The organism is Bordetella genomosp. 1 (genome assembly GCF_002261335.1).
Taxonomy (GTDB): Bacteria; Pseudomonadota; Gammaproteobacteria; order Burkholderiales; family Burkholderiaceae_B; genus Bordetella.
In genome coordinates this window covers 96715-120333 of sequence record NZ_NEVL01000002.1, presented here as the reverse complement: position 1 = coordinate 120333, position 23619 = coordinate 96715, and the positions used below count along the sequence as shown (strand labels likewise).

Annotated in this window: 35 protein-coding genes; 3 read left to right on the top strand and 32 right to left on the bottom strand. The window is 63.9% G+C overall.

The annotated features are described in order from the left end of the window. Nucleotides 1-2: 2 nt before the first annotated feature. The 21 genes from CEG14_RS05750 to CEG14_RS05650 form a co-directional block, all read right to left on the bottom strand. A complete protein-coding gene (locus CEG14_RS05750) occupies nucleotides 3-353 on the bottom strand; it encodes a hypothetical protein (RefSeq protein ID WP_094825414.1) in 351 nt (116 codons plus the stop codon). Beyond that, on the bottom strand, nucleotides 353-1123 hold the full coding sequence (locus CEG14_RS05745) for a Gp138 family membrane-puncturing spike protein (RefSeq protein ID WP_179280546.1): 771 nt from the start codon (nucleotides 1121-1123) through the stop codon (nucleotides 353-355). Before CEG14_RS05745 ends, CEG14_RS05750 begins: the two co-directional genes overlap by 1 nt. Next, entirely contained in the window at nucleotides 1116-1979 is an 864-nt protein-coding gene (locus tag CEG14_RS05740; protein ID WP_094825413.1) for a baseplate hub protein, read from the bottom strand. Before CEG14_RS05740 ends, CEG14_RS05745 begins: the two co-directional genes overlap by 8 nt. Further along, the gene (locus tag CEG14_RS05735) at nucleotides 1976-2275 is read right to left on the bottom strand and encodes a phage baseplate plug family protein (RefSeq protein ID WP_094825412.1); all 300 of its coding nucleotides are present in this window, start codon (nucleotides 2273-2275) and stop codon (nucleotides 1976-1978) included. The genes CEG14_RS05740 and CEG14_RS05735 overlap by 4 nt, the downstream gene beginning before the upstream one ends. Continuing rightward, the gene (locus CEG14_RS05730; RefSeq protein ID WP_143277173.1) at nucleotides 2272-2892 is read right to left on the bottom strand and encodes a phage baseplate protein; all 621 of its coding nucleotides are present in this window, start codon (nucleotides 2890-2892) and stop codon (nucleotides 2272-2274) included. Before CEG14_RS05730 ends, CEG14_RS05735 begins: the two co-directional genes overlap by 4 nt. Before the next feature lie 50 nt (nucleotides 2893-2942). Then, a complete protein-coding gene (locus CEG14_RS05725) occupies nucleotides 2943-4757 on the bottom strand; it encodes a phage tail tip lysozyme (protein WP_094825410.1) in 1815 nt (604 codons plus the stop codon). A 169-nt stretch (nucleotides 4758-4926) separates the two neighbouring features. Beyond that, nucleotides 4927-5364, bottom strand: a complete 438-nt coding sequence (locus CEG14_RS05720) for a hypothetical protein (protein ID WP_094825409.1) — start codon at nucleotides 5362-5364, stop codon at nucleotides 4927-4929. Nucleotide 5365: 1 nt separating this feature from the next. After that, nucleotides 5366-5797 (bottom strand): phage tail fiber protein, encoded by a 432-nt coding sequence (locus CEG14_RS05715; protein WP_094825408.1) that lies wholly within the window; start codon nucleotides 5795-5797, stop codon nucleotides 5366-5368. A 12-nt stretch (nucleotides 5798-5809) separates the two neighbouring features. Continuing rightward, a complete protein-coding gene (locus CEG14_RS05710) occupies nucleotides 5810-7288 on the bottom strand; it encodes a DUF3383 domain-containing protein (protein ID WP_094825407.1) in 1479 nt (492 codons plus the stop codon). A 4-nt stretch (nucleotides 7289-7292) separates the two neighbouring features. After that, on the bottom strand, nucleotides 7293-7826 hold the full coding sequence (locus CEG14_RS05705; protein ID WP_094825406.1) for a phage neck terminator protein: 534 nt from the start codon (nucleotides 7824-7826) through the stop codon (nucleotides 7293-7295). Then, nucleotides 7823-8200 (bottom strand): hypothetical protein, encoded by a 378-nt coding sequence (locus CEG14_RS05700; protein ID WP_094825405.1) that lies wholly within the window; start codon nucleotides 8198-8200, stop codon nucleotides 7823-7825. Before CEG14_RS05700 ends, CEG14_RS05705 begins: the two co-directional genes overlap by 4 nt. Beyond that, entirely contained in the window at nucleotides 8197-8649 is a 453-nt protein-coding gene (locus CEG14_RS05695; protein WP_094825404.1) for a hypothetical protein, read from the bottom strand. Before CEG14_RS05695 ends, CEG14_RS05700 begins: the two co-directional genes overlap by 4 nt. Next, nucleotides 8637-9068, bottom strand: coding sequence for a DUF4054 domain-containing protein (locus CEG14_RS05690; protein ID WP_094825403.1), 432 nt, complete (start codon nucleotides 9066-9068; stop codon nucleotides 8637-8639). Before CEG14_RS05690 ends, CEG14_RS05695 begins: the two co-directional genes overlap by 13 nt. 9 nt (nucleotides 9069-9077) lie before the next feature. Beyond that, nucleotides 9078-9410, bottom strand: coding sequence for a hypothetical protein (locus tag CEG14_RS05685; RefSeq protein ID WP_094825402.1), 333 nt, complete (start codon nucleotides 9408-9410; stop codon nucleotides 9078-9080). A gap of 63 nt (nucleotides 9411-9473) precedes the next feature. Further along, entirely contained in the window at nucleotides 9474-10499 is a 1026-nt protein-coding gene (locus tag CEG14_RS05680; RefSeq protein ID WP_094825401.1) for a DUF2184 domain-containing protein, read from the bottom strand. 4 nt (nucleotides 10500-10503) lie between these two features. Next, on the bottom strand, nucleotides 10504-10989 hold the full coding sequence (locus CEG14_RS05675; RefSeq protein WP_094825400.1) for a structural cement protein Gp24: 486 nt from the start codon (nucleotides 10987-10989) through the stop codon (nucleotides 10504-10506). Next, nucleotides 10990-12351, bottom strand: coding sequence for a DUF2213 domain-containing protein (locus CEG14_RS05670; RefSeq protein ID WP_094825399.1), 1362 nt, complete (start codon nucleotides 12349-12351; stop codon nucleotides 10990-10992). After that, nucleotides 12348-13151 carry a phage head morphogenesis protein gene (locus CEG14_RS05665; RefSeq protein ID WP_218831317.1) on the bottom strand — a complete coding sequence of 268 codons (804 nt, stop codon included), beginning with the start codon at nucleotides 13149-13151 and terminating at the stop codon, nucleotides 12348-12350. The genes CEG14_RS05670 and CEG14_RS05665 overlap by 4 nt, the downstream gene beginning before the upstream one ends. Further along, nucleotides 13144-14694, bottom strand: a complete 1551-nt coding sequence (locus CEG14_RS05660; protein ID WP_094825398.1) for a DUF1073 domain-containing protein — start codon at nucleotides 14692-14694, stop codon at nucleotides 13144-13146. The genes CEG14_RS05665 and CEG14_RS05660 overlap by 8 nt, the downstream gene beginning before the upstream one ends. After that, nucleotides 14691-16181 carry a phage terminase large subunit gene (gene terL, locus CEG14_RS05655; RefSeq protein WP_094825397.1) on the bottom strand — a complete coding sequence of 497 codons (1491 nt, stop codon included), beginning with the start codon at nucleotides 16179-16181 and terminating at the stop codon, nucleotides 14691-14693. The genes CEG14_RS05660 and terL overlap by 4 nt, the downstream gene beginning before the upstream one ends. Next, the gene (locus tag CEG14_RS05650; RefSeq protein ID WP_094825396.1) at nucleotides 16141-16791 is read right to left on the bottom strand and encodes a hypothetical protein; all 651 of its coding nucleotides are present in this window, start codon (nucleotides 16789-16791) and stop codon (nucleotides 16141-16143) included. The genes terL and CEG14_RS05650 overlap by 41 nt, the downstream gene beginning before the upstream one ends. Before the next feature lie 157 nt (nucleotides 16792-16948). On the opposite strand from CEG14_RS05650, the gene CEG14_RS05645 reads away from it, so the two are divergent. Beyond that, nucleotides 16949-17284 carry a GrlR family regulatory protein gene (locus CEG14_RS05645; protein WP_094825395.1) on the top strand — a complete coding sequence of 112 codons (336 nt, stop codon included), beginning with the start codon at nucleotides 16949-16951 and terminating at the stop codon, nucleotides 17282-17284. Between the two features lie 43 nt (nucleotides 17285-17327). On the opposite strand, the gene CEG14_RS25640 is transcribed toward CEG14_RS05645, so the two are convergent. From CEG14_RS25640 to CEG14_RS05600, 11 genes are all read right to left on the bottom strand, one after another. Continuing rightward, nucleotides 17328-17621, bottom strand: a complete 294-nt coding sequence (locus CEG14_RS25640; RefSeq protein ID WP_143277172.1) for a hypothetical protein — start codon at nucleotides 17619-17621, stop codon at nucleotides 17328-17330. After that, on the bottom strand, nucleotides 17618-17977 hold the full coding sequence (locus tag CEG14_RS05640) for a hypothetical protein (protein ID WP_094825394.1): 360 nt from the start codon (nucleotides 17975-17977) through the stop codon (nucleotides 17618-17620). The genes CEG14_RS25640 and CEG14_RS05640 overlap by 4 nt, the downstream gene beginning before the upstream one ends. Then, nucleotides 17974-18174 carry a hypothetical protein gene (locus tag CEG14_RS05635; RefSeq protein WP_094825393.1) on the bottom strand — a complete coding sequence of 67 codons (201 nt, stop codon included), beginning with the start codon at nucleotides 18172-18174 and terminating at the stop codon, nucleotides 17974-17976. Before CEG14_RS05635 ends, CEG14_RS05640 begins: the two co-directional genes overlap by 4 nt. Further along, nucleotides 18171-18311: a hypothetical protein gene (locus CEG14_RS26270; RefSeq protein ID WP_179280545.1), complete on the bottom strand. Its 141-nt coding sequence runs from the start codon at nucleotides 18309-18311 to the stop codon at nucleotides 18171-18173. The genes CEG14_RS05635 and CEG14_RS26270 overlap by 4 nt, the downstream gene beginning before the upstream one ends. Further along, on the bottom strand, nucleotides 18308-18643 hold the full coding sequence (locus tag CEG14_RS05630) for a DUF1064 domain-containing protein (RefSeq protein WP_094825392.1): 336 nt from the start codon (nucleotides 18641-18643) through the stop codon (nucleotides 18308-18310). The genes CEG14_RS26270 and CEG14_RS05630 overlap by 4 nt, the downstream gene beginning before the upstream one ends. Further along, the gene (locus CEG14_RS05625) at nucleotides 18643-19344 is read right to left on the bottom strand and encodes a hypothetical protein (protein ID WP_094825391.1); all 702 of its coding nucleotides are present in this window, start codon (nucleotides 19342-19344) and stop codon (nucleotides 18643-18645) included. The genes CEG14_RS05630 and CEG14_RS05625 overlap by 1 nt, the downstream gene beginning before the upstream one ends. Nucleotides 19345-19512: 168 nt before the next feature. Beyond that, nucleotides 19513-20166, bottom strand: a complete 654-nt coding sequence (locus CEG14_RS05620; RefSeq protein WP_094825390.1) for a YdaU family protein — start codon at nucleotides 20164-20166, stop codon at nucleotides 19513-19515. Continuing rightward, nucleotides 20163-20549, bottom strand: coding sequence for a DUF1364 family protein (locus CEG14_RS05615; protein WP_094825389.1), 387 nt, complete (start codon nucleotides 20547-20549; stop codon nucleotides 20163-20165). Before CEG14_RS05615 ends, CEG14_RS05620 begins: the two co-directional genes overlap by 4 nt. Then, nucleotides 20549-21007, bottom strand: coding sequence for a hypothetical protein (locus CEG14_RS05610; RefSeq protein WP_094825388.1), 459 nt, complete (start codon nucleotides 21005-21007; stop codon nucleotides 20549-20551). Before CEG14_RS05610 ends, CEG14_RS05615 begins: the two co-directional genes overlap by 1 nt. Then, a complete protein-coding gene (locus tag CEG14_RS05605; protein ID WP_094825387.1) occupies nucleotides 21007-21186 on the bottom strand; it encodes a hypothetical protein in 180 nt (59 codons plus the stop codon). The genes CEG14_RS05610 and CEG14_RS05605 overlap by 1 nt, the downstream gene beginning before the upstream one ends. After that, nucleotides 21183-21557 carry a helix-turn-helix domain-containing protein gene (locus CEG14_RS05600; protein ID WP_094825386.1) on the bottom strand — a complete coding sequence of 125 codons (375 nt, stop codon included), beginning with the start codon at nucleotides 21555-21557 and terminating at the stop codon, nucleotides 21183-21185. Before CEG14_RS05600 ends, CEG14_RS05605 begins: the two co-directional genes overlap by 4 nt. Before the next feature lie 96 nt (nucleotides 21558-21653). Here CEG14_RS05600 and CEG14_RS26265 point away from each other — a divergent pair, with 96 nt between their 5' ends. Both CEG14_RS26265 and CEG14_RS05595 read left to right on the top strand, forming a co-directional pair. Beyond that, nucleotides 21654-21821: a hypothetical protein gene (locus tag CEG14_RS26265; protein WP_179280544.1), complete on the top strand. Its 168-nt coding sequence runs from the start codon at nucleotides 21654-21656 to the stop codon at nucleotides 21819-21821. A gap of 299 nt (nucleotides 21822-22120) precedes the next feature. After that, on the top strand, nucleotides 22121-23032 hold the full coding sequence (locus CEG14_RS05595) for an XRE family transcriptional regulator (protein ID WP_143277171.1): 912 nt from the start codon (nucleotides 22121-22123) through the stop codon (nucleotides 23030-23032). The last annotated feature ends 587 nt before the right edge of the window (nucleotides 23033-23619 follow it).

The following is a 23619-nucleotide window of genomic DNA, read 5'->3' as shown; positions in this document are numbered from 1 at the left end:
CCTCAGAAAGTGATGGTCGAGGTGGAGCCGTCGGTCAACGTCACTTCGACGTAGCCGCTAAGGCGCCGCCCCTCGAAGGCGGTGACGGTCGGGCGTGCGTCGGCGACTTCAGGCACCTGGAGAGCAGCAGCACGGAGCCCCCCCACGACCACCGCAAGAGGCGGAAGCTCACCCAAAATCTGCGACCAGTAAGGGACGCCCTTGGTCGTGTTGTAGAAAAGTTCGCCACGGAAGAGCTTGATGGCACTCGCGACGTCTTGAGCCACTGCGTATGGGTTAGACGCCATGGCGATGTTCCCGGACGCGTCCAGCACCAGGTCCCAGACCGTTCGATCCAAAAGAAGCGTGTTCATCAGCCTCCCCTTACCGTGATGGTCATATGGTCGCTGGTCATTTCCTGCGTAGGCGCGTTTGTCTCCGATCCTGCGCCGTTCTCGTGGTGGGTGTGGGAGTTGAAAAGCTCCTGAAACTGCGAAGTAATCAGTCGGCGAAGCTCCTGCCCGGATGCCCCCAGTTCCACATTAGGCGCGGTGACGGCTGCGCTGGCGGACGCCGTCACGGTCGATGTCGAGCAATCCACCGTTACGCTTGTGGCCTCGACGGTGACGTCCGGCGCGCGCACTGTGACCTTCGTCGGCGACACGATCGAGATTCCCCCCGGCTGGAACTGCACATACTGCGCAGGCGTGCCATTGAGCATGCCGCCGAAATAGATGCCGTCGGCCATATCGTGGGAGCGCCAGGACCCGGGGTTCGACTGCACCTTACGAGACTTGACGGCCGAGATATCTCGACTGGAGAACGCGGCCATGCCGATGTCCCCGATCTTCGGGTCCAGAATCACGGCATCTGATCCACCTTGCAAGCGGAAGTATGGAAGCTGGTGCAGCACACCATGTGGTGTAGCGTTACCGTTTCCGTCAAGCTGGTTGACGAGAGGCTGCACGTCGACGAAACCAACCGGGGAGAGCCCGCCGTCGTTCGTCACCGCCACCACCCTCACCAGGGTGCATGTGTTGAGACGATTCAGCATCTGGCCCACCATGAAGGTGATGGCACCATACTGCTGCGCCCCCGCCGCCGGCCCAGCCTGCCCGCCATATCCGAACTGTTTCTCAACCATTGATCGACCTTTGACACAGAATCCGCGATATCCACCCGCCGCCCGGGACCTCTGATTCGAGCTGGTGCACCAGACTGACGACGATCCACTCCCCATGCGCGGCCTCAACCACGCTGATGACCTGTACCAAGTCACCCAGGCCCAACTGGGGCGTGTACAAGAGCGAGAACTCGACGCCGCCGCCTGTGAAAGTCGGATATCCAACCAGGTTTCGGCCCGCCTCGATCAGGATCGGCTCTGACGCGCGTGCCCCGGCGTAAGGCCAAATCGCAAGGACCCCGCGGTCAACCGAGAAGTTGAAGCGGCCAGCCCGCGCGCACGATTTGAGTTGCTCGAATGCGGTGCCCGGAAAATAGGGATTGGAGAGGGTGACGGAAACGCCATTGTTCTGGAATGCCACGCCCATCGCCCGAGCAATGTCGGCCGCCACCGATTCCGCTTGGACCGCGCCGCGGTAGCTTCTCGCATTGGTCGGGCGCACGGCTTCGAACGCGGCGGCCAGTGCCACAACATTGAAGGCGACCTCCGGCGCCTGGTTGTAGTCGGCCCACGCCTGGGCAATCGTGCCCTCATACACCACAGTCAGTGCGCTCTCCCCGACATCACCGGCAGCTACCAAAATTCGGTTGTTGCGCCGTTCGGTGAGCACGGGACCAATCACCGTCAGCTTGTTGATCATGTCCTGCGACAGACCAAAGATGCGCAGCTGAAGCTGCGACTGCGCATCACCGTTGTAGGCAATCACGGCTGCCTGTACCCGATAGCCCTGCAGGGTCACGGCGGCCCCAAGGTCATCGCCAAACTCACCCTCAGCGAGATTGATTGTGACGTCGATGCGGCGTTTGACGAACGTCATAGATCAGACTCTTCCAGGTACATCAGTTGGAACCGACCACCAAATCCAGCGTACTCGGGGTCCTCTCGCCCCTGCGTGTCCACGAAAGCGATATCTCCCACGAAAGGGCTGTAGCGCTCGCGCACGACGCGCACTCGATCGCGGCACAGTACGGCCAGCGCCAGCGGCTGATGGTTCACTTGGAGGTCGAGGAAAACGCCGGTCGACTTTTGATAGACCGCCACTTGGCAGTTCTGTCCACCGAGCACCACGCTGCAGGTCTGCGCCGGCACCGCCCGAAGGGGGATTTGTCTCATTGGATAGCTCCTTCGAGAGGCACGGCTTCGATTGCCGCCGGATCTGCCACGTCGAAAATTTCAACCGGCGCAGGGTCAGATACCGGGAAGGTCTGAACTTGACCGTTGCTCTCTTCCTCGGCTCCGTCAGGCTCTGCAGTCTCCCCGAAATCTGCTACAGCCGTCTGGCGCACCTCTTCGATGTACAGCTCAACAATGAGTAGGCTGGGCCCGCTCCGAGAGCTGCGCTCATACGAGTAGCCGACGATGTTGGAGGACTGATAGACGATCTCAGGCGTGACAAGCGTGAAGAGGTCGGTGCTGCTCTTCAGCTCCTCCAGTTTCGCCAGAAGCTCGCCCCTCGAGGTCATGTCGCCACTCAGTGATACCCGTAGAGCAACGTCATAGGGCGTGTCCACCTTGTTGAAGGAAGAGAAGGTACCCATCTCCACCGGGAAGGTCGAGATTCGCGCGCCATTTCGAAACCGAACACCCAGCACCGTGTCGAAGCCGAGCACTGGCAGTCCGTTCGAATCGTAAAGCCCCCAGCGCGGAATGCCGAATATCAGCGCAGCCAGCCCACCGAGCCCAAGATTTGCCAGCTCGGAGACGGAGGGAAGCGTGAGGTCCCTCAGCACAGCCGGCACCCCAGGGACCTGTGGGACGTTAGGAAATGGGATAGAGGGCATCAGAACATCCCAGTGTTGGATTGGTTAACGAGACTCTGGCTCCCCCCCAGCGCACTAAACTCGCGCGCGACACCTTGCGCATCGGTTGCCTGGGTGTTGATGGTGACGGGGCCATTTATGTTGACCTCGTGGTTGTTCTCGGTGCTAAGCGGCAGCGGACGCTCACTCAATCCGGTCGCAGTCGGAGAGGCCTGCACCGCCGACATCGCCGACGAGTTGCCCGCCGCTTCGACGTCTGCGCGGTGAGCTGCCGCGTACAGCGCGCCTGCGGCTGCTGAGCGCTTCTCTGCCTCACCTTCACGGTCCTTAGGACGCTCGTAGTACCGGGAGACCGCGTCTCCGGCCTGCTGCGGCGTTTTTGCCGCGCGCAGCTTCTCCATGGCGGTGATCTCTGTGTTGCGCAACTCCCAGTCGACAAACGCGAGTTGCTGCTCGAGGCTGGCGTCCTTCAGATCGATGCCAAAGGCCTTCTTGAAGTCCGCCTGCCGGGTCGGATGCCATTGAGCCACGCCGACCGCCTGACCGCCGTCGCCGATCGCCTTCGGGTCAAGGTTGCTTTCGGCCATCAGGTTCGCGACGATTCCGGTCGCCTGCTCGCGCGAGTACCCCTTCCCCTCAAAGAACTTGATGGCATCGAGGGCCTTCTTGCTCTTCAGCGCGGGGCTGTTCAATGCGTCGAGCTGGCCCTTCTCACCGACGTTAAGCGACTTGCTGTAGGTAGCCAGTGCAACACCGCCAGCCACTGTGGCAAGCGATCCCAGAGCGGCAACCCCTGCCGCACCTGATGCCCCGCCGATAATCCCAAGGGATGCCCCGATTGAGGCGAGCGCACCCGCGAGAGACAGCATCGGCGTAACGATAGAAAGCAGCTTCAGCGCCGCAAGACCCACCAGGACGTTCTTCCATCCGCCCACCGACTGCGCGGCCTTGTCCGCCTTTTCAGCGAATTCGGCGAATCCGTTCACGAGTCCATCCACCCACTTCACGATCCCCTCGCGATTGGCCAGCAGGTAGTCCCCCAGCTTTTGGGCTCGCCCGGCCAGCTTCTCGAAAGTCGGGATGAGCGAAACCAGGACCTTGGTTCCTACCGCCTCGAAGGTGTCACGCAGATCGAGGTAGACGTTACGCAAGCGAAGCGCGTCCTGGGCGTCCTTCCCTGAGATAGCGGAGCGCTTCTCCTGGGCCTGGACCAATTGCTGGATCGCAGCCGGCCCCTGCTTGATCAGGTCGAACTGGTCATCTGAGACGCCCATCAGCTGAGCAGCGAGGGCCGCCCGAGCTCGATCCGTCTTGTACAACTCCGAGACGATGCGCGAACGCGCCAGCAGATAGCTGTTGCCATCCTTCAGGTCTTCGACCTTTCCCCCAAACTGGAAGAAGGCAGGCAGCGTTTCCGCATTCATGCCCCGGCGGAACTTCGCGACCTCGCTGGCTGACTGCCGGAGCTGGGCCGTGATGCCTTCCGCCGACCCGCCGGCGCGTTCAGCCGCGCGCTGCCATGCTTGTAGCCGCTCGGTGCTCATGTCCAGGTTTTTGGACATTTGCCCGAGACTGGCGGCGGTGTTAATCGTGTTCGCGGTGAAGCTCTTCAGCCCCACGCCAGCCGTGAAGACTGCCAGCAGGGCCAACACCTCATTGCGTACGCGGCTGAATGCCATGGCAGCCTGCTTGCCATTAGCCTCCATCTGGCGCGACACGACGCCAGATTGCGCGCCAGTTTGCTTCAGCCCGGCCTGGACCTGACCGATGCCTTGGGTAAAACCCTTGGCGTTCAGCTTTAGCTCAACGAACAGGGCATCCAGGATGGTGGCCATGGCTACTTCCTCACATCAGACAAAACTCGCCTGTTGTGCGCGTCGACCGCGATCACCTCAAGCAGGTTGTATAGGTCCTCGGCACCGTAAACCGTCTGCAGGTCGTGCAGCATAGCCGGGTGCCGAGATATCACCGCGGCGACATTCGGCGGCACGTTGGCATATCGAATCAGCCGGTGGTTGCCGCCGTGCCAGGGCTGGATGCCGAAGTCGATTGGCCGGCGGCGCCCGAAAAATCCAGGTGAAGCGCCATGATCTCGCGGCGCAACTTGAGCCGCGTACTGACCTCTTCGATATCATCGTCAAGCAGCTTTCGCGTGCCTGCGCGCCCCAGATCGAGTTCGACACACTCCATCATCTTGTCGAAGAGTGGTCGGGCCTGGTCAAAGCTCAGATTCTTGAGCGCTTGCAGCCCAATCGCCGCCATGCCGGCGAGTCCCGCCTCCGCAATGTTGTCAGGCACTTCCACGCCCGCGTTCATCAGTGCAAAAAGAGCGCGGCCGGCCCACTCTTCCGACTCGGCGGCCGGGAGCTCGGTGATAAGGAACACCTTGCCCTTGTCGCGGCCGGCCTCGGTGATGGTGATCGCTTTCTGTTTTCGGGCCATATCACACCAGAGCAGGCGAGACGTTCTCCCAGGTGATCTGGAACGTCATGGGTTGAAGAATCGCGCGCGCAGTCGGCACCTGCGGCGCCTGGGTCAGCACCCCGCGGCGCAACGTGTACTTGCGCTCGATGGACGGAATCGCGAGGGTGCCATTCGCATAGAAGACCTCCCTCGACGTCTTCATTGCAGCAATCCACGCCTCGAAGATGAACTTCGACGGCGAGTCGGCCTGCAGCGTGATGGTCTGAACCACAGGCTGGGGGGTATAGCCGGCCGACATGTAGCCGTCGATCCCCATCACGGCCTGGGCCAGTTGAACCGCGTCGAAAGTGAACGCGTCATCGGTGCCGTACCCCTCGATCTTTTGCGGCACAGGGAAGACGAGGCCCACGCCCAACATGAGGACGGAATTGGCACTGGTCAGAGTCGTCATGATGTTTTGCCCTTACAGTACGGCCAGGGAGGCCAGGGTGATCTGCTGGACGGAACCGCCGTCCATGTACCAGAACGTCATGGGCGGCGTGCCACGCGCTTCACGAACCTGCGGCGTAGCGTCCTTGATCTGGAGGTACCAGCCACGGGTTTGGAGCGATTCCGAGATGTCCACGCCGGCCTGGTTGTTCACCTGGGCCTTCTGCTGCGCCGACAGCGTCACGCCGGCGCGGATGGAGCCGAAGTTCACACCGGCGTTGATCGGGTCCAGGCAAGCTGCGTCGATAAGCGTGTAGCCGTCCAGGTTGTAAGGGATCGAGTTCACCTGCGTGAGCAGCGTCATCAGCGCCTGCTGAATGGCCGCGTTCTGCCAGATCTGGTTCACGTACACGTCGACCCACTTCCAGCTGCCGCTGATCTGCCCCGGATAAAAGAACCGGAACTGGTCGTTGCTGGTGGCATAGTCGCCGTAGAAGTTGTAACCGTTGTCGATCAGCGTCTGCGCGGTGGTGGCATCGGTCACCGAGAACGTCAGGCCGGATTGGCCTTTGAACGCGAGGGTGATTCGGCCATTGGTGCGTGCGAAGTCGATGGACGCCACGGCGCCCAGCACGAATGCAGCATGCTGGATGTCCTGATAGACAGGCACCGAGCCAGAGTACTCGTTCGCAGCGATGCGCGCGGCCCAGCTGGTAGTGCTGCCCTGCTGCGCGGCCGCCACGTCGGTATCCCAGCCCACATAGGCGTAGCGATTGCCACGGCTGTTCGTCCAGGCCGAGAAGGCGACCTTGCCGTCGGTGTCCGGCTCGAAAGTGGTCATGAACGACGCCCAGTTCTGGGTGATGTCCGTGATCGCGCTCATGTTCGTGGCCGGCACGCCCGCGGCGGCTCCCTGCGACAACACCGCGCCCGTGGCCTGCGTCAGCTTCAGCCCGGCCGCGATCGTGCCGCTGCCGTAGCTGATGGTGCTGGCCGCGCCGTCGGTGGCCGAGGTGATCACGAAGGCAGCGCGCTGCGCATCATAGGTGCACGACGCGCCGAACGACGTGAACGCGGCCTGGATGATCGAGGCCGCATTCGAGAAGCTGGTGGCGGCCGACAGGTTGATCGTGCTGGACGTCTTCGGGGTGCCGTCGACACTGACCGTCAGAACGCCCGTCAGGGCCTGCAGCTGCGCCAGGGTGGTCGACGCCATCGAGCCGCCGCGCACGTAGGCGGCCACGGCCTCGGTCGGATACTGGGCGAACAGCAGGTTGCCCGGCTTGCGCGTCGAGTTGTCGAAGCCGTTGAAGTAGATGCCGGCCAGCGTCGCCTCGGTCGAGGTGGTGCCGAAGAAGCGCTCCACATCGCGCGCCGTGGCGAAGCTTCGGACGGTTCCGACCGGCACAGCCGTATCGGTGGTGAGGATCAGGCCGTTCAGGTCGAGCGCCGATCCGCCGGCGCCGATCACGCCAGGGACGACCTGGACGATTTCACTGGCGGGAATGGACATAGCTTTAAGCTCCCGGAGGGTAGGTAGTGTCGACCTCGACGAGGTCCACGTGGAGTTCGTCCGCAAACTGCTGCGGCACGGTGATGGATGGGTTGAACTGCAGGACCGCGTCGACTGACCAGCGTTCCAGGTACTGAGCCTCGCCGGTGATGAACGGAAGTTGCCGCGGCTCGCCGGTGTAGAGCGGCTGCACGCCGCTCGCCTTCAAAGCGTCGCATCCGTAGGAGCTGCGCAGGGCGATGCAGATGGCCAGGGCCATGTCCTGCGCGCCGTCGCCGTAGCAATCGACCTGGGCGTTCCATTGGGTGGGCCGCGTCAGGGTCATGGTGCCGGCGCTTGGCACGTCCTCATAGGTGGTGCGCGGAAGCGACAGCGCAGGCGCCAGGATGGGCGTGATGTACACGTAGCGGCCGGCCGGCGGCGGCACGCGGTTCTGCTGCCCGCGCGCCACCGCCACCTGGTCGCCGACGATCACCTCGACGAACGCGCCCAGCGCGTCGACCAGCGCGTCTTCGGTGAGGGAAACAGGGATGCTCATGGCGCCGCGTCCATCTGAAGGGTCACGCCGACCTTGCACCAATCGGGCCAGGTCTCGAAGACCACGGTCACCAGCCATACATGGCCGCCGAAGACCAGCAGATCACCACCCTTGGCCAGCGGGCGCACAACGCCCTGGGTGTCTCCGTGCATATAGACGCTGCGCTGCACACCCTGGATGTTCTGGGCCTCAAGGTGCGCCAGATCCTTGCCGCTCAGCGGCTGGACCTGCAGGCGCGCGGCCGCGTCCGGCTTGTACTTCGGCACCTGCTTGCGCCCGACGCCGGGCTCGTAGCCGTCGCTGGCGCGCAGCGTGCCGTCGATCATCGGGTTCACCGCGGCGATGATCGGGCCGGCGATTCCGTGCAGGTTCATGTGTCGACCTCGTAGTCCACGCTGTTCATCATGTGGCCGGTATCGACCAGCGGCTTGGCGAAGCCCTTGCGAGCCACAGTGACAGGCGACAAGGCCGGGCTGTCCAGCTGCCGGATGGATTCCTGCAACTGGCCCTTGATGCCCTCGCCCATCTGGCCGAGCGTCTTGTCGATGTCGTAGTCGTTGTTCTTGGCCACAGCACCCAGGGCGCGCGGCCAGTCCTTCTGCTTCTCGGCGATCATGGCCCGGAAGAACGGCCGCGGAGGCTGGTTTCTGTCCGGCCGGCCAAACTCGTTGACGGCCGCCACCAGCGCGACCGGCGTACCGTCCGGATAGGTGGCGCCTTCCAGAAACCCCACGCGCAGCGAACCGCCGTCGCCCAGCTTCTTGGCCATGTCCTCCAGCCGCCGCACCAGGGACTGGCCGCCCTTCAGGCCTACGGTCGCCATGGAATCACCACGGGGACCGCGTATCCGGTCGGCGCGGGCCGGTAGCGCCCCACCCGGTACTTGGCCGTGGCCTCCCAATACTGGGCGCCATAGCCGGTCTGCGCGTACCACTGCGCCGAGCCCGGCGCCACGTTGTACTCGGCCGACACGGACACCGAGCCCTCCGTAGCGCTGCTGATCCGGCCCACCAGAGGCCGCTGGCCCTGACCGTTTTCGCCATAGGTCAGCGCCGCGATGTGGGCCGTCAGCAGGTACAGGAGCACCTTGCGCTCGTCGACGTCAGAGACCGCGCTGCTGTCCTTGTTGCTCAGATACAGCGTGGCCATGCTGAAGGCATGGCTCAACTGCGCATCCGTGAGCGTGGTGAAGGACGGGTAGATCTGCCGGAACTCGGCGGGGTCAAAGACGACGACAGCCATGGGCCGCTCCTAGTTTTTCTGATCGGGCACGCGCTCGAGGCCCTTGCCGGGCTTGTCGGGGTCCAGGCCTTCCAGACCGCTCTTTTCGCCCTTGCGTTCCTTGGCCTTCGAAATGGCGCTGCGTTCGCCGCCCTGGGCGAAGATCAGCTCCTTCTTCAGGGGTTGGAAGTCGGGGTACAACTTCGTCCAGGCCTCCCAGAAGTCGGCGGGCACTTCGGTGAGGCCATGGCCTGCGATGGCGTCCGGGTGATTGGCGCCGTTCAGCACCACCGGCTCTTTGGCGCCGGGGATGTCCAGGATCAGCCCATTGGGCAACTTGCACGCGACGGTAACGGTCGGCATTTCTCTTCCTCGAATAAAAAGGGGCGCCGGATTGGCGCCCCTGGTCGTTGCTGGAGACCTGCGTTACACGCCGATCATGCTGGCAATGGCCATCGGAACCTTGATGACGGCGCCCCAGGTGCCCTGCGACTTCTTCTGCTTGAAGCTGGAGGTGTCGCGGACGATGGCATGGGCGCGCATCTTCTCGGTGAAGGCGGCGGTGCCCACATTCTGGCCGTCGATCGAGTCGGCGATGAGCTGCACCAGCTGGCCCGAGCCCGTGGCGTACTGCACGGCGGTCTCGACGGTCAGGTTGGGGAAGTTCTTGGCCAGCATGTCGCTGACGTTGACGTTGTACTGGTTCGTCTTCGTCAGGTTGACTTCGATCTCGGGCGACATGCACAGCTTCAGCTTGTCGCGCCGCGTGACCAAGCCGCGCGTCTGCGCCACCAGCTGGCCGTAGATCTTCACGATGTCGTCGTAGACCGCTTGGCCATCCTTGCCCGACCAGAGGGTCACGCCGCCGACCGAGATCGGAGCCACCGGCGCCGACAGGTTCGGATCGTTCAGCAGGCCGTAGTTCTGCAGGCCGGCGATGCCGAAGAAGTAGCTGTTGTCCTGGAACTTGTTGAGCACCAGCGCAGACGCGATGTTCAGTTCGGACGCCCAGTTGATCTTCGCCTGGCCGGCCATGTCCAGCTCGCGCTCACCCCATTCCGTCATGGTCTGGTAGTGGTACGACTGGCGCTGCGGGAAGTTGGTGTTCGCGCCGGCGCGGCCATTGTTGTTGAAGTCGCCATAGGACGACACTTCGCCCGTGGATTCCACCACCGGGAAGGTGGCGGTCAGGGTCGTCCAGTCGCCCTTCTTCGACTCGCCCAGGATCACGGCGCCCTGCATCGGCGTCGTGAGGACGCGCGTCAGCTCGGGGTCGATGTAGTTCAGCAGGTAGCCCGGGATGCCCGAGTTGCTGACCGTCACCAGCGGGCCGGCCGCGTCCATGGCCAGACCATAGTCGGCCCGGAACTCGTCGGGCAGATAGTCCTGAGCGCCCGGGAACACGATGCCGAAGTGCTTCTCCAGCAGCGCGAGGTCTTGGTTTCGTTTCATTGCATTACCCCAGGTTGGTGGAGGTGATCTTGATCAGCGAGCCGATCGCGCCCGCGCTGGCGACGAACCAGTCCGTTTCCGTGCTGCCGGCGATGGTGTCGCCCGCGGCGCCGGTCGAGATCGTGCCGTCGGTATTCGAGGCGAAGACCTTCTGGCCGATGGTGGCCACGGTCTTGGTCGGGGCCCAGAAGTCGCCCAGGTTGTGCAGGGTGACACCCAGGCCCTCCGGCACGACCATGGTCGCTTCGGCCAGCCAGATGGTGATGACGGCCTGCTGCTCGCGGTGCACAAAGCCGGTGGGCACGCCGGCGCCGGCATTGCTGACCAAGCCATCCGCGTCCGCCCAGGCGAAGCGGCCCACCGTCACGCCGTCGGCGTCAGCCACCAGGGCGCCAGGGCCGGCCAGCACGGTCGAACGCGGGTTCGAGCTGGCGAAATCGCCGGCAACCGCGGCGGCGGGTTCGATGTAGACCTGTTTCTGAAAGCCCATTTAGATCACCTTGGGGATGTGCGGGAAGCGATCGCGGAAGCTCTTCTGAGCGGCCGAGTCCATCGCCACGCGCGGGGGTTGCGGAGCCTGGTCTTGCGCCAGGGCCATCTTGACCAGTGCGCGGTACGCCGAGGGCGGCGTATCGGTCAGGTCGATGCCCTTGGCGTCCAGGGCCATCTTGTAGACCGCCTCGGCCGAGTCCTGGGCGACGATCTCGCCGAGGATGGGCCGGCATTCCTGCTCGGCGGCGCGGATCGCAGTCATGCGAGCGACGGCGGCCTCTTCGCCAGCCTTCGTGGCCTTGGCCAGGGCCTGGTCCATGGCCTGCTTGGTGACCGGGCCGGGCGGCGTGCCGGGGGTGTGCGGCGGCTCGTCGTTGGCCGCGGCCGGTTCACCCAGGGCCGCCATGACGCGGGCGGCTTCTTCCGGGCCAAGCTTCTCGCCCAGCATTTCGCGGATCTTGCCCATCAGCTCGTCGTCTTGCGCGACCGGCGGCGTGGTGTCGTCGTCCTCGTCTTCACCGATGGGCGCGACGGCCGGGTCGGTGAAAACCTCGATGACCTCTTTCAGGTCTTCCAGGTCGGCGTCCTGCGCCAGCTTTCCCTTGAAGTGGTTCTGCATGGCGCGCACGATGCGCGGCTGCTCGGACTTCAGGTTCTTGCGGCTGACGCCCTTCAGGAAGGGGGTCAGGTCGCCCAGTGCCGCGTCCTGGGCCAGCCGGGGCCGGATATGCGCCCCGAGTGCCCCGGCGACGACGGCGGCGGTTTTGCTCAGTTTCATTTTCGGGATCTCCGAAGGGTTGAGGGTACTGCTGTCGCCTACGACGACGTCCGGGCCAGTCCGGCCCACTTCGACGAGCGCGACGTGATTACCGCACAGGTCACGCATCACCCCGTCGTATGCGACGCCCTCGTACTTGCCGGGCGTCATATCGGCGCGATAGCGGTACGCGGGGGAAAGCTCCTTCTGCTGCTCGGAGTCGATCAGCGCGATCGCAACGGCGTCCCATACGACGAGGGAATTCTTGAGGTACGGCGCCTGGTAGGAGGCGTTCGAACCCGTGGCCCCGACCACGAACTCTTTCTGCGGCTCGGCGGCCGAGACGGGGATGTGCTTGGACAGCAGCGGGATGTTGTTGAAGGTGGGCGCGGCGCGCGCCAGCTCTTCCGGATCCCGCAACAGGAAGTAGACGCGGTTGGGGTCAAGCCCCAGCGTCTCCCAGTCCGGGATCTCGTTGCCGCGGTACGGATTGACCGTGGCCTTGCTGATGTTGCTGATCTCGACGTGCATCCGGCCGTCGGCGTCGATCGTGCGGACGGTGGCGCGGTCCAAGGCCAGGCCGTGGTGCTTCTGCTGTTTCATTCGTCGAATCCCGGGATGATGCTGATGGCCACGCAGCGGCAGTTAGGCAGCTCACCGGGGCGGATGTACTCGCCATCGATGAGCATGCCCTTGTCGACGTCGTAGGCCTTGCCGTCGGCTTCCTGGTGCGACTTGCGCGGGTGCTTGCCGCCGCGCGAATGCCGCCACTTAGCCTGTTTGATGCCCAGGCCCTGCTGGCGCACGCGCGTGATGGTGGCCGTGGCCTTGTTGTTCTGGTCGCGCGCGATGAACGCCGCGCGCCGTTTGGTGACGCCGTACCGCTTCTGCAGGTCCTCGACCAGCCCTTCCAGGTCTCGCCCCTGGGTCACCGACCGCATGACCATGCCCTGCACCTCCTGCAGATGCTCGGCGGCGATGGACTTGATCAGCCCGACGTTCTCCTGCACGGTGGCCTGAAACACGTCGTTGGCCGCCCGGGTCAGCTGAAACTGCACGCTGAACCCCTTCTGGCGCAGGGCGTTGCGCAGCGAAATGTCCGCCGCACTCATCGAGGTCTCGGCGAAGTCACGGGCCACCGGCTCGGCCGCCTCGTCGAAGCGCCGCTGCCACTGCCTGGCGAGCCGGTGCATCATCTTGGTCAGCGCCATCGCCGGGCTTTCGTCCTGCGCGATCTCCGGCACGTTGCGCCGGTAGGCAGCGGTCAGCCAGTACACGACCGACCGTTGCATCTCGTCGATCAGACGGTCCAGGCGCTTGCGGTAGGCCGCCTCGATCCCCTGGTTGGCGTGCACGGGGCGCAGCGGCACCTCGCGGCCGGTAGGGGATACGAGGTCAGGCATAGGCTTGTCCCTGGGGTTCGTCTTCCAACGGCGGCTGCGCGCCTGGCACTGCATCCGGCAGACCGTCGTCATCGTCGTCGCTGATGTCCAGCGAGTGGTAGCCGTTCGTCTCGTCCGCCGCCACGCGCTCGCGCTCTTCCTGCGGGCTGATGGCGCCGGAATCGACCAGCACTGCGCCGGTATCCGCGTCCAGCTTGCGCACCTCGGCCAGCTCCTTTTCGCTCATCTGCCACAGCGGCACGAAGCTGAAGGTGATGTCGGGGTCGATCTCGCCGAACTCGCTCAGCTGGATCACCTCCAGGCACTGCTGCAGCGGGTCGCGGAACACCGATTCCTGCGCCGAGTGCATGTCGTCGTAGAACACCCGGATTTCGCCGTCGGCCGTGGCATTCAGGCCGCTGGGCGAGATGCCCATCAGCTTGACCAGCGGAATGCCCGACACGACGGAAAGCTGCTCCAGGGACTGGTTCTGCAGCGCGTCCAGGCCAGACAGGGGCACGTTCTCGAACCGGAAGTCCTCGCTCTCTTTGTCGATCGCCCAAGCGCCGCGGTTGGTCCGCATGCGGTTGAAAACGTCGACGCGTCTAAACACGTCGTCGCCAGAGTCGCCGCTCAGGATCGAAGCCATGTTCGTCAGGAACAATGGCACGGAGAAGCCGTCGATCAGGTTGGCCACGGCCTGGCGCGTCTTCAGCCAGTTGTTGACGTACGGGATCGCCAGCTGGGTCATGGACATGCCGCCGAAGTTGTACGACGGCTTTAGAAGGTCCGGCACCTCGCGCGACACGATGTTCAGCAAGCGGCTGCTGTGCACCTGGCGCCCCAGCACAAACCAGGACGTGGGCTTGTAGAAGTCCGCCCGCATCGGGTTGTCGCTGTTGTACAGGTAGGGAGTCGTCCAAACCGGGTCGATGACCTTGAAGCCCACCAGCGAGCCCTTGGCAATCTTCGCCGGGCTCTTGACCAGGATGGATTGCAGCTCGTCCGGATCGGCCCAGGCCAGCGTGCCGCTGGGCGTCTTCACGTCGATGTAGATCTGCGACCGGCCAAACAGACCGTCCTGCAAAGCGGCCAGCCGGAATTTGGCGCGCAGGCGATGCCGGCGCATGGCCTTCTCGATGATCTCGAGCTTGTCGCCCTTGTCGTCGTCGCCCTTCACCTCGAGCTTGATCCACTTCCGGGTCATCTCTTTGGCGATGACGTCGGACATCTTGCGGTATTCGGGGCGCTGGGACAGCTCGGCCAGGTACGGATACCCGAGGAAGCCCATGCCGGCGTACGCCTCGCTCACGTAGGCGTACACGGGGCTCATGACCTCGTCCATCGCCAGCAGGGCTTCCTTCTTGTCCTCCGGGATGACGAACGGGGGGACGGCCGGGCGCTTGAAGTCCCCCTTCGGCGCCTCTGCGGGCGCGGCTGGCGCGATATTCGCGCGTCCCAGCGCCTCCTGGCTGATCTTCATCCCAGGCTCGCGGCGCGCGCCCGGCGCCGGCGCGGGCGCCACGAGGGCATTCCTGCGCAGGATCCAGTTCAATAGCTTCATGCACGCCTCAATGCGTCGGGGTTGATTTGCATCGGCCGCTTGGTGATCAGCTCGGCGAAAGCCCGTGAGAGCCCGTCGATCTGATCGTCATGCTTGCCGTTGGGGAATGACCGCATCTCGTCGATCAGCGGCTTGTTCCAGTCGCCGCGCACCATCAGCACGTTGCCGACGTTGACCTGGGCGGCGAACGGCTCGGCGCGCACGACCTTGTCGCCGCTTTCCGGGCTGCTCACGATGCGGTAGCCGGGCATGCCGCGCGTCAGGTACAGAACCTGCGTCTTGCCTGCCTGGCCCGGGTCCTGCGGGATGCTGATGCGGACCTGCCGCCCATCCAGCGCCGCGGTGTTCTCGAGCGCCTTGTCGCGCCGGTCTGGCCCCCACTGGCCACGAACCATGTCGCCGATCACGTACTGACCGCTCGGCAGGCGGCCCAGCTTCGGCCCGGCCGTGAAGTCGCCCGCGCCGTCCGTGCTGGCGAAGTCCCAGCCCCGCACCCAGTCGATGCGGCCAGCAGGCAGCGCGTCGATGACCTGGATCTGGTCCGGCTTGAATAGGTCGCCATCCAGCGGCGTCGGCAACTGCTGATACAGCGACGACCAAGTGCGCGAGTTGCTTTCGAACTGCGCCCAGTGCTGCCGATCGAACCACTCTGGCCAGAGGTATTCGCCCCTGGCACGCCCGAGCGGGTCGCTGTCGACCTCGCAGCGCGCCTGGAGACACAGCACCTCCCAGTCGTTGCCATCCTTGCAGCGAATCAGCCCGCTCTCGCCTTTCCAGGTGTCGGGCAGGATTCGGCCCGATAGGTCGTCCTCATGCCAGCGCGTCTGAATCACCACGATCCAGCCGCCCGGGATCAGGCGCGTCTTCAAGTCGTCCTCGTAGGCGTCCCAGGTCTTCTTCCGGACCGTCTCCGAGTTGGCCTGCTCGCGGCCCTTAATCGGGTCATCGATGATGATCCCGTGCGCACGGTTGCCAGTGACACCGCCGAGGATGCCGCAGGCGATGTATTCGCTGCCGTTCGACAGCGCGAATTCCTGTGCCGCCGACGACTCAGACGTCAGCGACGCATTCCAGATGCCCCGATAACGGGGCTGCTTGATGATCGAGCGCGTGCGGCGCCCCATCTTGCGCGCCAGGTCGTCGCCGTAGCTCGCAAGGATCAGGCGCCGGCCGGGCTTCTCCCCCAGGAACGCTGAAGGGAAGACCACGGATGCGTACGTGCTCTTGGCCGAACCGGGCGGCATGAACACCATCATGCGGCCATGCCGGCGCCGGCTCGTCTCGCTCAGCTTGGTAAGCAGCAAGCGGTGGTGATCGGCCATCGTGGTTTCGATGGGCTCGAAGAATTCCGTGTCCGGGTCTTCGGCATCCACCGGCTTGCCTGGCACATCGATAGCGTTGGCGTAGTCCAGGATGCTGGCCCGCGCGCGACGCCGGATTAGCAGCTCACGCGCCGCCTCCTGCGAGGATGGCCGCGAGTTCGTCATCAGTCATGTCCTTGGCGCGGAGCGGCGTACCGTTGGGCCCGCTCAGCTCCAGCTTCGCGGCCTCGGCGATCCCGTATGCCTCCCGCTCGATGCCCACCAGGTTCTTCAGCGTCTCGGCCAGCTTCTTCATGCTGTCGATCCGACCCGCGCTGGATATCACCTTGTGGTAAATGTCGTTCCGCTTGTCCTGGCCCTTGTCGTCCTCGCTGCGGAGGATGTCCCCCAGTTCGCGGAACAGGTCGATATCGCCGGTCTCCGCTTCCAGCTCTGCGAGCAGCGACATGCAGAGGGTCCGGGCGCGTCGGATGTCACTGCGGTGGGCCATCCGAATGTTGGCGATCACCTCGGCATTGGCCTCAACGATGGCCCGGTCAGTTACCGCCTGCTCGCTGGTAACTTCCCTGGTAACCGTGCGGCTGGTAACCAGTGCATCGGCCTTCGCCTTGATCTTGGCGTTGAGGTCGCGTTCCCAGCCTTCCTTCTTCGCGCGCTTGGCAATGGCCACATGGGACACGCCTTGCGACGCGGCGATCTCGCGCACGGACAGCAGGCCGGCGCGGTAGTCGGATTCGATCCGCTCCCAGTCGGGTTTCTTCTTTGCTTCAGTCATGGAATTCTCGATTGCGCCCATCCCCCCCCCCCCCCCCCAATAGAAGCTCGGCGGTTCTCTCTGCCCTCTGGAAGAAAAGGATGGCGCGCTCGCTGCGCGTAGCAGAAAACGTTACGATGTGCTACTTTCCCCTCCTCTGCACCTTGAGGAGATTGAGATGCTTGAAGCGATGTGGACAGTGCGCTTTCGACGGCCGGGTATCGATTTCGGCGCGGGCGTGATTGTTTTGGAAAGCGGCCGCGCTTTCGGTGGAGACAGTTCGTTTTCGTACATCGGCACCTACGGCGTAAGTGCGGATGGGAATACGGTAAAGATCAATCTTCAGGTAAGCCGCCACGCACCCGGCTTGGAGAACGTGTTCGGCCTGGACGACTTTGGCCTGACTCTGGTCGGAAAACCTTCGCGAGAAAACATGACCCTGTCCGGAACGGTTGATCAACACGCCGCGCTCCGGCTGGATGTTCTTGCTAGGCGAAAGGCCGAGCTGCCTTAAAGCACGAAGCCCCGAGCGATTTATCGCCCGGGGCTTCATTTCTTCAGGGCGCAAGAGCCCGGACGTATTGTGATGGTTTCTGAGATGGTTTCCCAGAAGTCGATGTTATGCTTTTCCACCAATACTCTGCGTGGCCGCCGTTAGGAATCTCCTCGCGCGAGCTGGCAATGTGACCGGTTTCTTCCAGCGTGAGCAGGACGCGCCAAACTCCCGTGCGCACGATTGCCCTTTGCCGCGGGTCTGCTCGCGGCGCCACATGATTGATGATCTGGCGCATCTTGAACCGGCGCTCCGGGTAAGCCGCCATCAAGTCCATCACCTCGTGCGCGTACTTCACGCAAGCCTCCGTGCGACTTGGTCGCGAAAAAGACCGAGGTAGAGGCGGTACTGCACGCCCGTCAGTGCCACGCCGGTCGTCTCGGCGATCCACTTGCGCGCCACGTCGCACCTGGCGCGCGCGTCCAGCGCTCCGAACATGGCATTCTTCTGAGGGTACTCGGCGATGAGCACCATGCGCTCGTGCCATGGCAACGCGGCGTGCATCTCTGCGACCTTCTCAGCGTGATAGGTGTTGATCGGGCGCCCATCGTCTTCCCACGAGACATACGCCTGCATGTTGCCCACCGTGGCGCCGGACCAGCACCAGCGGGCCCAGTTCCACAGCAGGTCGTCGCCGGTCAGTTGGCGGCTCATCGATTCACCTCGAACTTGTGACATTTCTTCCCATGCGGCCGGCCCTTCAGGCAGCGCATGACGACGCCCCCGAACGGGTCGGCCACTTCCTTGGCGTGGCGGCAGCCCGCGCAGGTCCGCTTTTCGGCGGCAGCCTCGCGGCTCATCAGGATCTTGACCGGATCCGCCATCTCCCACTTGCAGAGCTCGGCGTTCATGCGTGCCACCCGCGGCGTTGGGCCCAGGCGCGATAAGCGTCCTCGAGCGTCGGGCGCTGGGTCGGGCCGACGAGGTCGCACCAGACCGCCCACATCGCCCCGAACTGCCGCGCGCGCGGCTTCTGAATGATCGTCATACGACCTCCCTCACGGTGATGCCATGCCGCTCGAGCATGAGCTTTCGTTTGATGATGTAGTCCCGCGTCCGCATGCCCTTCACGTCCTCGATGACGCGCTCTCCGGCCTCCTGATAGGCGAAGTCAGCGATGTAGACCACCGGCCGCTCGATCTTTCCGTCCGCCTTGCGCTGTCGGGGAATCAGCTCAAAGCTAGGTTGAAGCACGAGGCTCGAGATGGCGCCCGCGCGCTCCATCGCCCGCAGCTGGAGGTAGCGAGCCGCCTCGCGCTTGCTGTCGAAGGTGCGGCCATCCACTACGGTCTTCTTGTTCGAATACTTGCCCGTGACCATCACGCGGCCTCCCCTTCGGTAAGCTCCACCCCGGCGGCGCGCTTCGCCATCGCAAGCACGGTGATCGAACAGCGCCGACCGCCCTTGCGCGCATGCTCGGCAAGGATCCTATTCGCCCACTCGCGCTGATTCCTCTTCGGCCGGCTCACGCTCGCAACCATCTTCCTCATCTCCGGGTCGATGTCGTCGCGCGTGGCGCGAGTATGCCCAGGCGCCGGCAGCGCCTCGCGCACCGGCGGGATCTCGGGCCACTCGCCTTTCTCCAACTCAGCTGCGAACACCCGCTCCCAGCGCGCTTTCATGGCGCCATAGGTGCCCTGCAGCAGGTCGTGCGGGCCAACGGCCACGGCGGACCAGTAGATCGCCGGGTGGGCCCACAGGCCCATTTCGCCGCGGCGGCGCGCGGCCAGGCCTGCCACCGCATCGTGGTAGGCCACCTCTGGGTTGGTCCACGGCCGGCAAAGGCGCAAGAACTCGGGTAGCGTGGGCGGCCATTCACGCGCCAGGCAGGCCACCAGGCCAAGGCGAATTTCCCGCTCACTCAGGCCCCACAGCTTCTGATCCCAGGCTTCACGCAGCTCCTTCGGCGCAAGGCCCTGCCATTGCTGGGCGAACTTCGCGCCGTACAGCAGCCGCATCTCCTGCACAACCAGGCTGCCGAGCGTCTGCCCGTGGTTTTGCGTTTGGTCAGTGAGTTGCATCGATGGTCCCCATGTCGATTACGTTGTTGGGCTCGCCCCGCAGTTCACGGGTGAGCTCGTCATTCCAGTCGGCCATCGCTTGACCTCGGCTCGGCGACCCGGCGCGAGCTTGAGCCTGCGCCCTGGGCGGGAAGAGCCCCTGGTATCCCCCGGCGATGCTGTTGGCGATCACGTCGGCAGGTTTGTGCCCTTCGCCGCGGTAGGCCGCGAGCTGATGCAGCTGCCGCTTGGCGCCTCCTCCGTCACCGGCTTCTTGCGCGCCTTCCGATCGGCAATCCAGGCTTGCCAGTCTTCGCGATCGAGCCAGTCCGGCAGATCGATCGATGAGGCGTCAAAGCCGGCCCCCCGCTTGCGGGGGGTAGGGGGGAGTTCTTCTGTTTCTTGGTTATTGGTTCTTGGTTCTTGGTTAGCTTTTGATCCGGTTTGCTCTTGGCTGCCGATTGCATCCGGATCGGAACCGGCCGGAAACCGGCTTGGTTTCTGATCGGATGCGGGCTGCTTGCGCGGGCGTCCGCCGGCCTTTCCATTTTTTCTCGCCTGCGCCGCCTTCTGGTGATAGGCGGCAATCTCGGCGTCGCACCGCTCGTGCCGGTAGCCCTCATCAGTTTTGGAAAACTTGAAACGCAGCAAACGCTCAACAATCCGGCGCTCGTCGTCGGACTCGACGCCGACCATGTCGCACAGGAGGTCCAGATCGTCAGGCAGCGGCTTTTCCGTGTCGTAGTAGACGTCCATCAGATCGCGGTAGATCCAACGGGCTTGCCGACTCATGTTGACGGTCCCTGATCGGAAGTCGCCAATGTGGTGGGGGTAGTAATTCATGCGGATCTCAGCTTGCCGTCGCGCACGGGTTCCCATCGCGTGTAGCCCAAGTCCCAGGTGGCGCGCTTGACCTCGCGGTCGATGCCGCTCTGGTCGTAAAGCGTGTGGCAATGGAAGCAGGCGGGAACGGTGAATTTGTCGTGGACCTTCAGGCCTATGCCCTTCCCTTCGTTCTGATGGGCAGGCACGACCGTGGGGTCGCCTTGGTAGCTGCAGCACCCGGCGAATTGCAGGTAGCAGCGCTCGCCGCGGCACGCGGCCAGGCACTTCGGTTCGTGGCCGGGGCGCTTCTTCGGCGCGCGGCGTTTCATTGGGGTGCGCTGCAGGACGGCGGTGGCCTTGAGCGGAGTCTTGCGGGTCAGGGGTGCGGAGCGCTTGAGCATCAGTCCCCCCTCACTTCCAAGATGACGCCGCGGGCGGCGAAGTCGTCGCGCACCGCATCGGCGTACTTGGTCAGCTGGCGCGTGCTCATCCGTGATGTGACCGGGAACACCCGCATCGCGATCAGCTTCTTCTCGTAGGCCAGCGGCTTGATGGCGCCGTCGTAGGCGGCGCGGAACTCTTCATCCTCAGCACGCAGGATTGGCACGCCGTGGTGCAGCTTGCAGTAGCACTTCCAGCCCAGCGCATCATCTTCGGGCAGCGCCAGAGCGATCTCGCCGTACCAGGCGTGGGAAAACGCGTTTTGTGCGCGCGAGCGCGACTTCTGGCGCTCTCGGATCAGCACTTCGTAGGGACGCTCTGCATCGAGTGGCAGGCGAGGCAGCAGATCCAGCAGGGCCGACAATTGGCTCTGCCCGACCAGCACGAAACACTTGGGATTTAACAGGCGAGCGCGCATCAGTGCCTCGTCGAAAATTGGGTAAACCGGCCGATGACGTTCATCGCGCGCTCCAGCTCGGGGTCCTGCTGCTCACGCAGGCGCATTTCTTCGTAGACCTTGGCGCGGTCCTGCCCGTGGAGGCGCATCGCTTCATCAAGCGCGCGCCGGGCAATTTCGAGGGCGTCGTCATAGGTCATGCGGCCCTCTGGGCGATGACTTCTTCCATGATGGTCAGCCGGCCCAGATGGTTGAGGTATTGGCGGATGGCGTGGTTGCCCACGGCCTCCTCGAACGCGTCGATACAGTCCGCCGGCAGATCCAGCCGTGGGCGATTCTTGCCGTCGAGAGGTTCGGGGTGCAGGTAGCTGCTGACGTGCGGCGCGTACAGGCCGCATTCCTCGGCAAGCGAGCGCTGCGTCATGTTCGGCCTCTCCCGGTGCTCCCATGCGAGGCGCACCGCCTCACGGAAGGTCTTGCACGCAGCCACCGCGGACAGCGGCAGAAAGCGTTTACCGGCGGGCGCCGACAACGTACTGGCGCTATGGGCAACTGCGGAGTGGGTGTGCACTGCTCTTCCTTAGGAAAAAATCATGGAGTTACAACGTGAGTTACAGCATGGACGTGGGTGAAAATTTTTCGCATCGACAACCAGACCCGAATTGCTATGACCGAGACCCAGAAGCTTTTGGAGCAAGCCCAAGACATCGCGCGCCGCGGATTCGAGAACCCAAGCGAAGCCACCGTGATGGAGCTGTTCAATCGGCTGTGCGATGAGATTGACCGCGCCAGGGACGAGGCCTGCGGTGACGAAGTGAGAGGCTTGGTGCATTGATGTCACGCGTGCTCTCCCCCTCCAGGCCCAGCGGTGCGCCGCAGGCCACGGATGCCCAGGCTGACGCCCAGCCGGGTGAGGGTCGTGTATCCGGGATTCGGGATCTGTCCGCGCACGAACTTGGAGATCCACGAGTGGGACACGCCGGAATCGGTGGCGATCGTGGGCCATTCACCTCGCCGAGCAAGGAGGCGATCGCGGACGTCTTGGTCAAGGGGAGTGTTCATGGCGGCACAGTAGCAAAACTTTGCTATTCCTGCAAGCAACACTTTGCTAGCAAGAAATTGCACACTGGCCCGATGAGTGCGACCACCCTAAACGAGATACTTGCGGAGAACCTCGCCCGCTTGATGGCGAAGACTGGCCATGTGCAGGCTTCGCTGGCTAAGGCCTCGGGGGTTGGCCAGACGACGATCAGCCTTTATCTGAACCCAGGTCGCCGTCAGCCGAGCAAAAGCGGAAAAGTGCCGTCGGCGAAGTTTGGGGAGGTCGAGGCTCTGGCCGGAGTGTTCGGCGTAGCGCCGTGGGACTTGCTGCGACCAGCGCACGTAGAGCCCGCGCCGGTCGTCTCCGGCGCTCCCCTTTCGCGTCCTCGCGGCGGAATCGTCCCGATCGACTCAGGCGAAGACCCCTTCCCGATGCACATACCTGGGTTGCCGCCCGCTCCATGGGAGCCCGGCGCCAAGACGACGCTTCAATCTGAGCGCGAGCGCCCATCGTTGAGCCTGGCTAGTGGCCAGGTGTCCGCGAACGTTGCCCCCGGCGAACCGCATGCTGCAAACGATAGGTTCGAGAAGGTTCCCGAGCTCGCCGACGTGAGGCTGGCAGCTGGAGACGGAATCGAGAATGACAGCGAACTTCAGACCGGAGTCATCCAGTTCCGGCGCTCATTTCTCCGATCTGTCGGGGCCGACGGCGGTCGCGGCGTGGTGGTTTATGCCAAGGGTGACAGCATGGAGCCGGTCATCCGCGACGGCGCAGCTTTGCTCGTGGTGCCGAATGAAAACCTCACGTTGCGCGACTTGGCCGGCGGCGGGATCTTTGCCATCAACTACGACGGAAAAATGCTGGTCAAGTCTGTAGCGAAGGACAGGCTGACTCAGCGCTGGGTTGCCAGGTCCATCAATCCCGCCTACCCGGACATCTTGCTGGAAGACGGCGTGCCTGTTCGGATCCTGGGCCAGGTTGTCTGGGCTGGCGCAAAGCTCTAATCCTCGATGTAACGCCCGCGGGATTGCCGCGGCCCCTCCCAAAGCACTGAATCTCTATGCAGGCAGCCACGCCCTGCATCTTCCGCTTGGCCCTAACGGCGGCGTCTCTGCACGCTTGCACCGACGCAGGTCGGGCATAGCCCATCTTCAAACGAGTATCGCCGGCTGAGCGCGCGTTATCGCGCGGAAGCATGGCGAAACCGCCGCTCGCGCGCCTCCCCCCTCGTCCCATCCTCTTCGCTCCAGGCACGCCACCCAAACCACTCGGCGTTCACGCGCACGCCGCGCTTTAGCAATATTTTGCTTGACCCGACTAGCAAAGTTTTGCTATTGTCCGTTTACGGTCTGGAAACGGACCAGCAGCAAAGACCGGCCTGACCCGATAAGGGCGACCCAGTAGGGCTGCATGCGATACCCGCTCTTTAACAACCGAATCACCAAACGTCCCGCATTCGCCGAGAGGCGCCGCGACAGGGGAGCCGCCGTGCCCTGGACAAAAAAGATAGGCAAGAACTGAGCAGCCAAGTGGTTACCGCAATGTGGTGCGGAAGCCGGCACGCGCCGAGCGTCGCAGGCATGTTCAGTCT

What these genes read in the sequence shown, in the direction of transcription:
- CEG14_RS05750 (WP_094825414.1), bottom strand. Translation starts at nt 353, where the DNA reads ATGAACACGCTTCTTTTGGATCGAACGGTCTGGGACCTGGTGCTGGAC.
- CEG14_RS05745 (WP_179280546.1), bottom strand. Translation starts at nt 1,123, where the DNA reads ATGGTTGAGAAACAGTTCGGATATGGCGGGCAGGCTGGGCCGGCGGCG.
- CEG14_RS05740 (WP_094825413.1), bottom strand. Translation starts at nt 1,979, where the DNA reads ATGACGTTCGTCAAACGCCGCATCGACGTCACAATCAATCTCGCTGAG.
- CEG14_RS05735 (WP_094825412.1), bottom strand. Translation starts at nt 2,275, where the DNA reads ATGAGACAAATCCCCCTTCGGGCGGTGCCGGCGCAGACCTGCAGCGTG.
- CEG14_RS05725 (WP_094825410.1), bottom strand. Translation starts at nt 4,757, where the DNA reads ATGGCCACCATCCTGGATGCCCTGTTCGTTGAGCTAAAGCTGAACGCC.
- CEG14_RS05720 (WP_094825409.1), bottom strand. Translation starts at nt 5,364, where the DNA reads ATGGCCCGAAAACAGAAAGCGATCACCATCACCGAGGCCGGCCGCGAC.
- CEG14_RS05715 (WP_094825408.1), bottom strand. Translation starts at nt 5,797, where the DNA reads ATGACGACTCTGACCAGTGCCAATTCCGTCCTCATGTTGGGCGTGGGC.
- CEG14_RS05710 (WP_094825407.1), bottom strand. Translation starts at nt 7,288, where the DNA reads ATGTCCATTCCCGCCAGTGAAATCGTCCAGGTCGTCCCTGGCGTGATC.
- CEG14_RS05705 (WP_094825406.1), bottom strand. Translation starts at nt 7,826, where the DNA reads ATGAGCATCCCTGTTTCCCTCACCGAAGACGCGCTGGTCGACGCGCTG.
- CEG14_RS05700 (WP_094825405.1), bottom strand. Translation starts at nt 8,200, where the DNA reads ATGAACCTGCACGGAATCGCCGGCCCGATCATCGCCGCGGTGAACCCG.
- CEG14_RS05695 (WP_094825404.1), bottom strand. Translation starts at nt 8,649, where the DNA reads ATGGCGACCGTAGGCCTGAAGGGCGGCCAGTCCCTGGTGCGGCGGCTG.
- CEG14_RS05690 (WP_094825403.1), bottom strand. Translation starts at nt 9,068, where the DNA reads ATGGCTGTCGTCGTCTTTGACCCCGCCGAGTTCCGGCAGATCTACCCG.
- CEG14_RS05685 (WP_094825402.1), bottom strand. Translation starts at nt 9,410, where the DNA reads ATGCCGACCGTTACCGTCGCGTGCAAGTTGCCCAATGGGCTGATCCTG.
- CEG14_RS05680 (WP_094825401.1), bottom strand. Translation starts at nt 10,499, where the DNA reads ATGAAACGAAACCAAGACCTCGCGCTGCTGGAGAAGCACTTCGGCATC.
- CEG14_RS05675 (WP_094825400.1), bottom strand. Translation starts at nt 10,989, where the DNA reads ATGGGCTTTCAGAAACAGGTCTACATCGAACCCGCCGCCGCGGTTGCC.
- CEG14_RS05670 (WP_094825399.1), bottom strand. Translation starts at nt 12,351, where the DNA reads ATGAAACAGCAGAAGCACCACGGCCTGGCCTTGGACCGCGCCACCGTC.
- CEG14_RS05665 (WP_218831317.1), bottom strand. Translation starts at nt 13,151, where the DNA reads ATGCCTGACCTCGTATCCCCTACCGGCCGCGAGGTGCCGCTGCGCCCC.
- CEG14_RS05660 (WP_094825398.1), bottom strand. Translation starts at nt 14,694, where the DNA reads ATGAAGCTATTGAACTGGATCCTGCGCAGGAATGCCCTCGTGGCGCCC.
- terL (WP_094825397.1), bottom strand. Translation starts at nt 16,181, where the DNA reads ATGACGAACTCGCGGCCATCCTCGCAGGAGGCGGCGCGTGAGCTGCTA.
- CEG14_RS05650 (WP_094825396.1), bottom strand. Translation starts at nt 16,791, where the DNA reads ATGACTGAAGCAAAGAAGAAACCCGACTGGGAGCGGATCGAATCCGAC.
- CEG14_RS05645 (WP_094825395.1), top strand. Translation starts at nt 16,949, where the DNA reads ATGCTTGAAGCGATGTGGACAGTGCGCTTTCGACGGCCGGGTATCGAT.
- CEG14_RS05640 (WP_094825394.1), bottom strand. Translation starts at nt 17,977, where the DNA reads ATGAGCCGCCAACTGACCGGCGACGACCTGCTGTGGAACTGGGCCCGC.
- CEG14_RS05635 (WP_094825393.1), bottom strand. Translation starts at nt 18,174, where the DNA reads ATGAACGCCGAGCTCTGCAAGTGGGAGATGGCGGATCCGGTCAAGATC.
- CEG14_RS26270 (WP_179280545.1), bottom strand. Translation starts at nt 18,311, where the DNA reads ATGACGATCATTCAGAAGCCGCGCGCGCGGCAGTTCGGGGCGATGTGG.
- CEG14_RS05630 (WP_094825392.1), bottom strand. Translation starts at nt 18,643, where the DNA reads ATGGTCACGGGCAAGTATTCGAACAAGAAGACCGTAGTGGATGGCCGC.
- CEG14_RS05625 (WP_094825391.1), bottom strand. Translation starts at nt 19,344, where the DNA reads ATGCAACTCACTGACCAAACGCAAAACCACGGGCAGACGCTCGGCAGC.
- CEG14_RS05620 (WP_094825390.1), bottom strand. Translation starts at nt 20,166, where the DNA reads ATGAATTACTACCCCCACCACATTGGCGACTTCCGATCAGGGACCGTC.
- CEG14_RS05615 (WP_094825389.1), bottom strand. Translation starts at nt 20,549, where the DNA reads ATGCTCAAGCGCTCCGCACCCCTGACCCGCAAGACTCCGCTCAAGGCC.
- CEG14_RS05610 (WP_094825388.1), bottom strand. Translation starts at nt 21,007, where the DNA reads ATGCGCGCTCGCCTGTTAAATCCCAAGTGTTTCGTGCTGGTCGGGCAG.
- CEG14_RS05605 (WP_094825387.1), bottom strand. Translation starts at nt 21,186, where the DNA reads ATGACCTATGACGACGCCCTCGAAATTGCCCGGCGCGCGCTTGATGAA.
- CEG14_RS26265 (WP_179280544.1), top strand. Translation starts at nt 21,654, where the DNA reads ATGACCGAGACCCAGAAGCTTTTGGAGCAAGCCCAAGACATCGCGCGC.
- CEG14_RS05595 (WP_143277171.1), top strand. Translation starts at nt 22,121, where the DNA reads ATGAGTGCGACCACCCTAAACGAGATACTTGCGGAGAACCTCGCCCGC.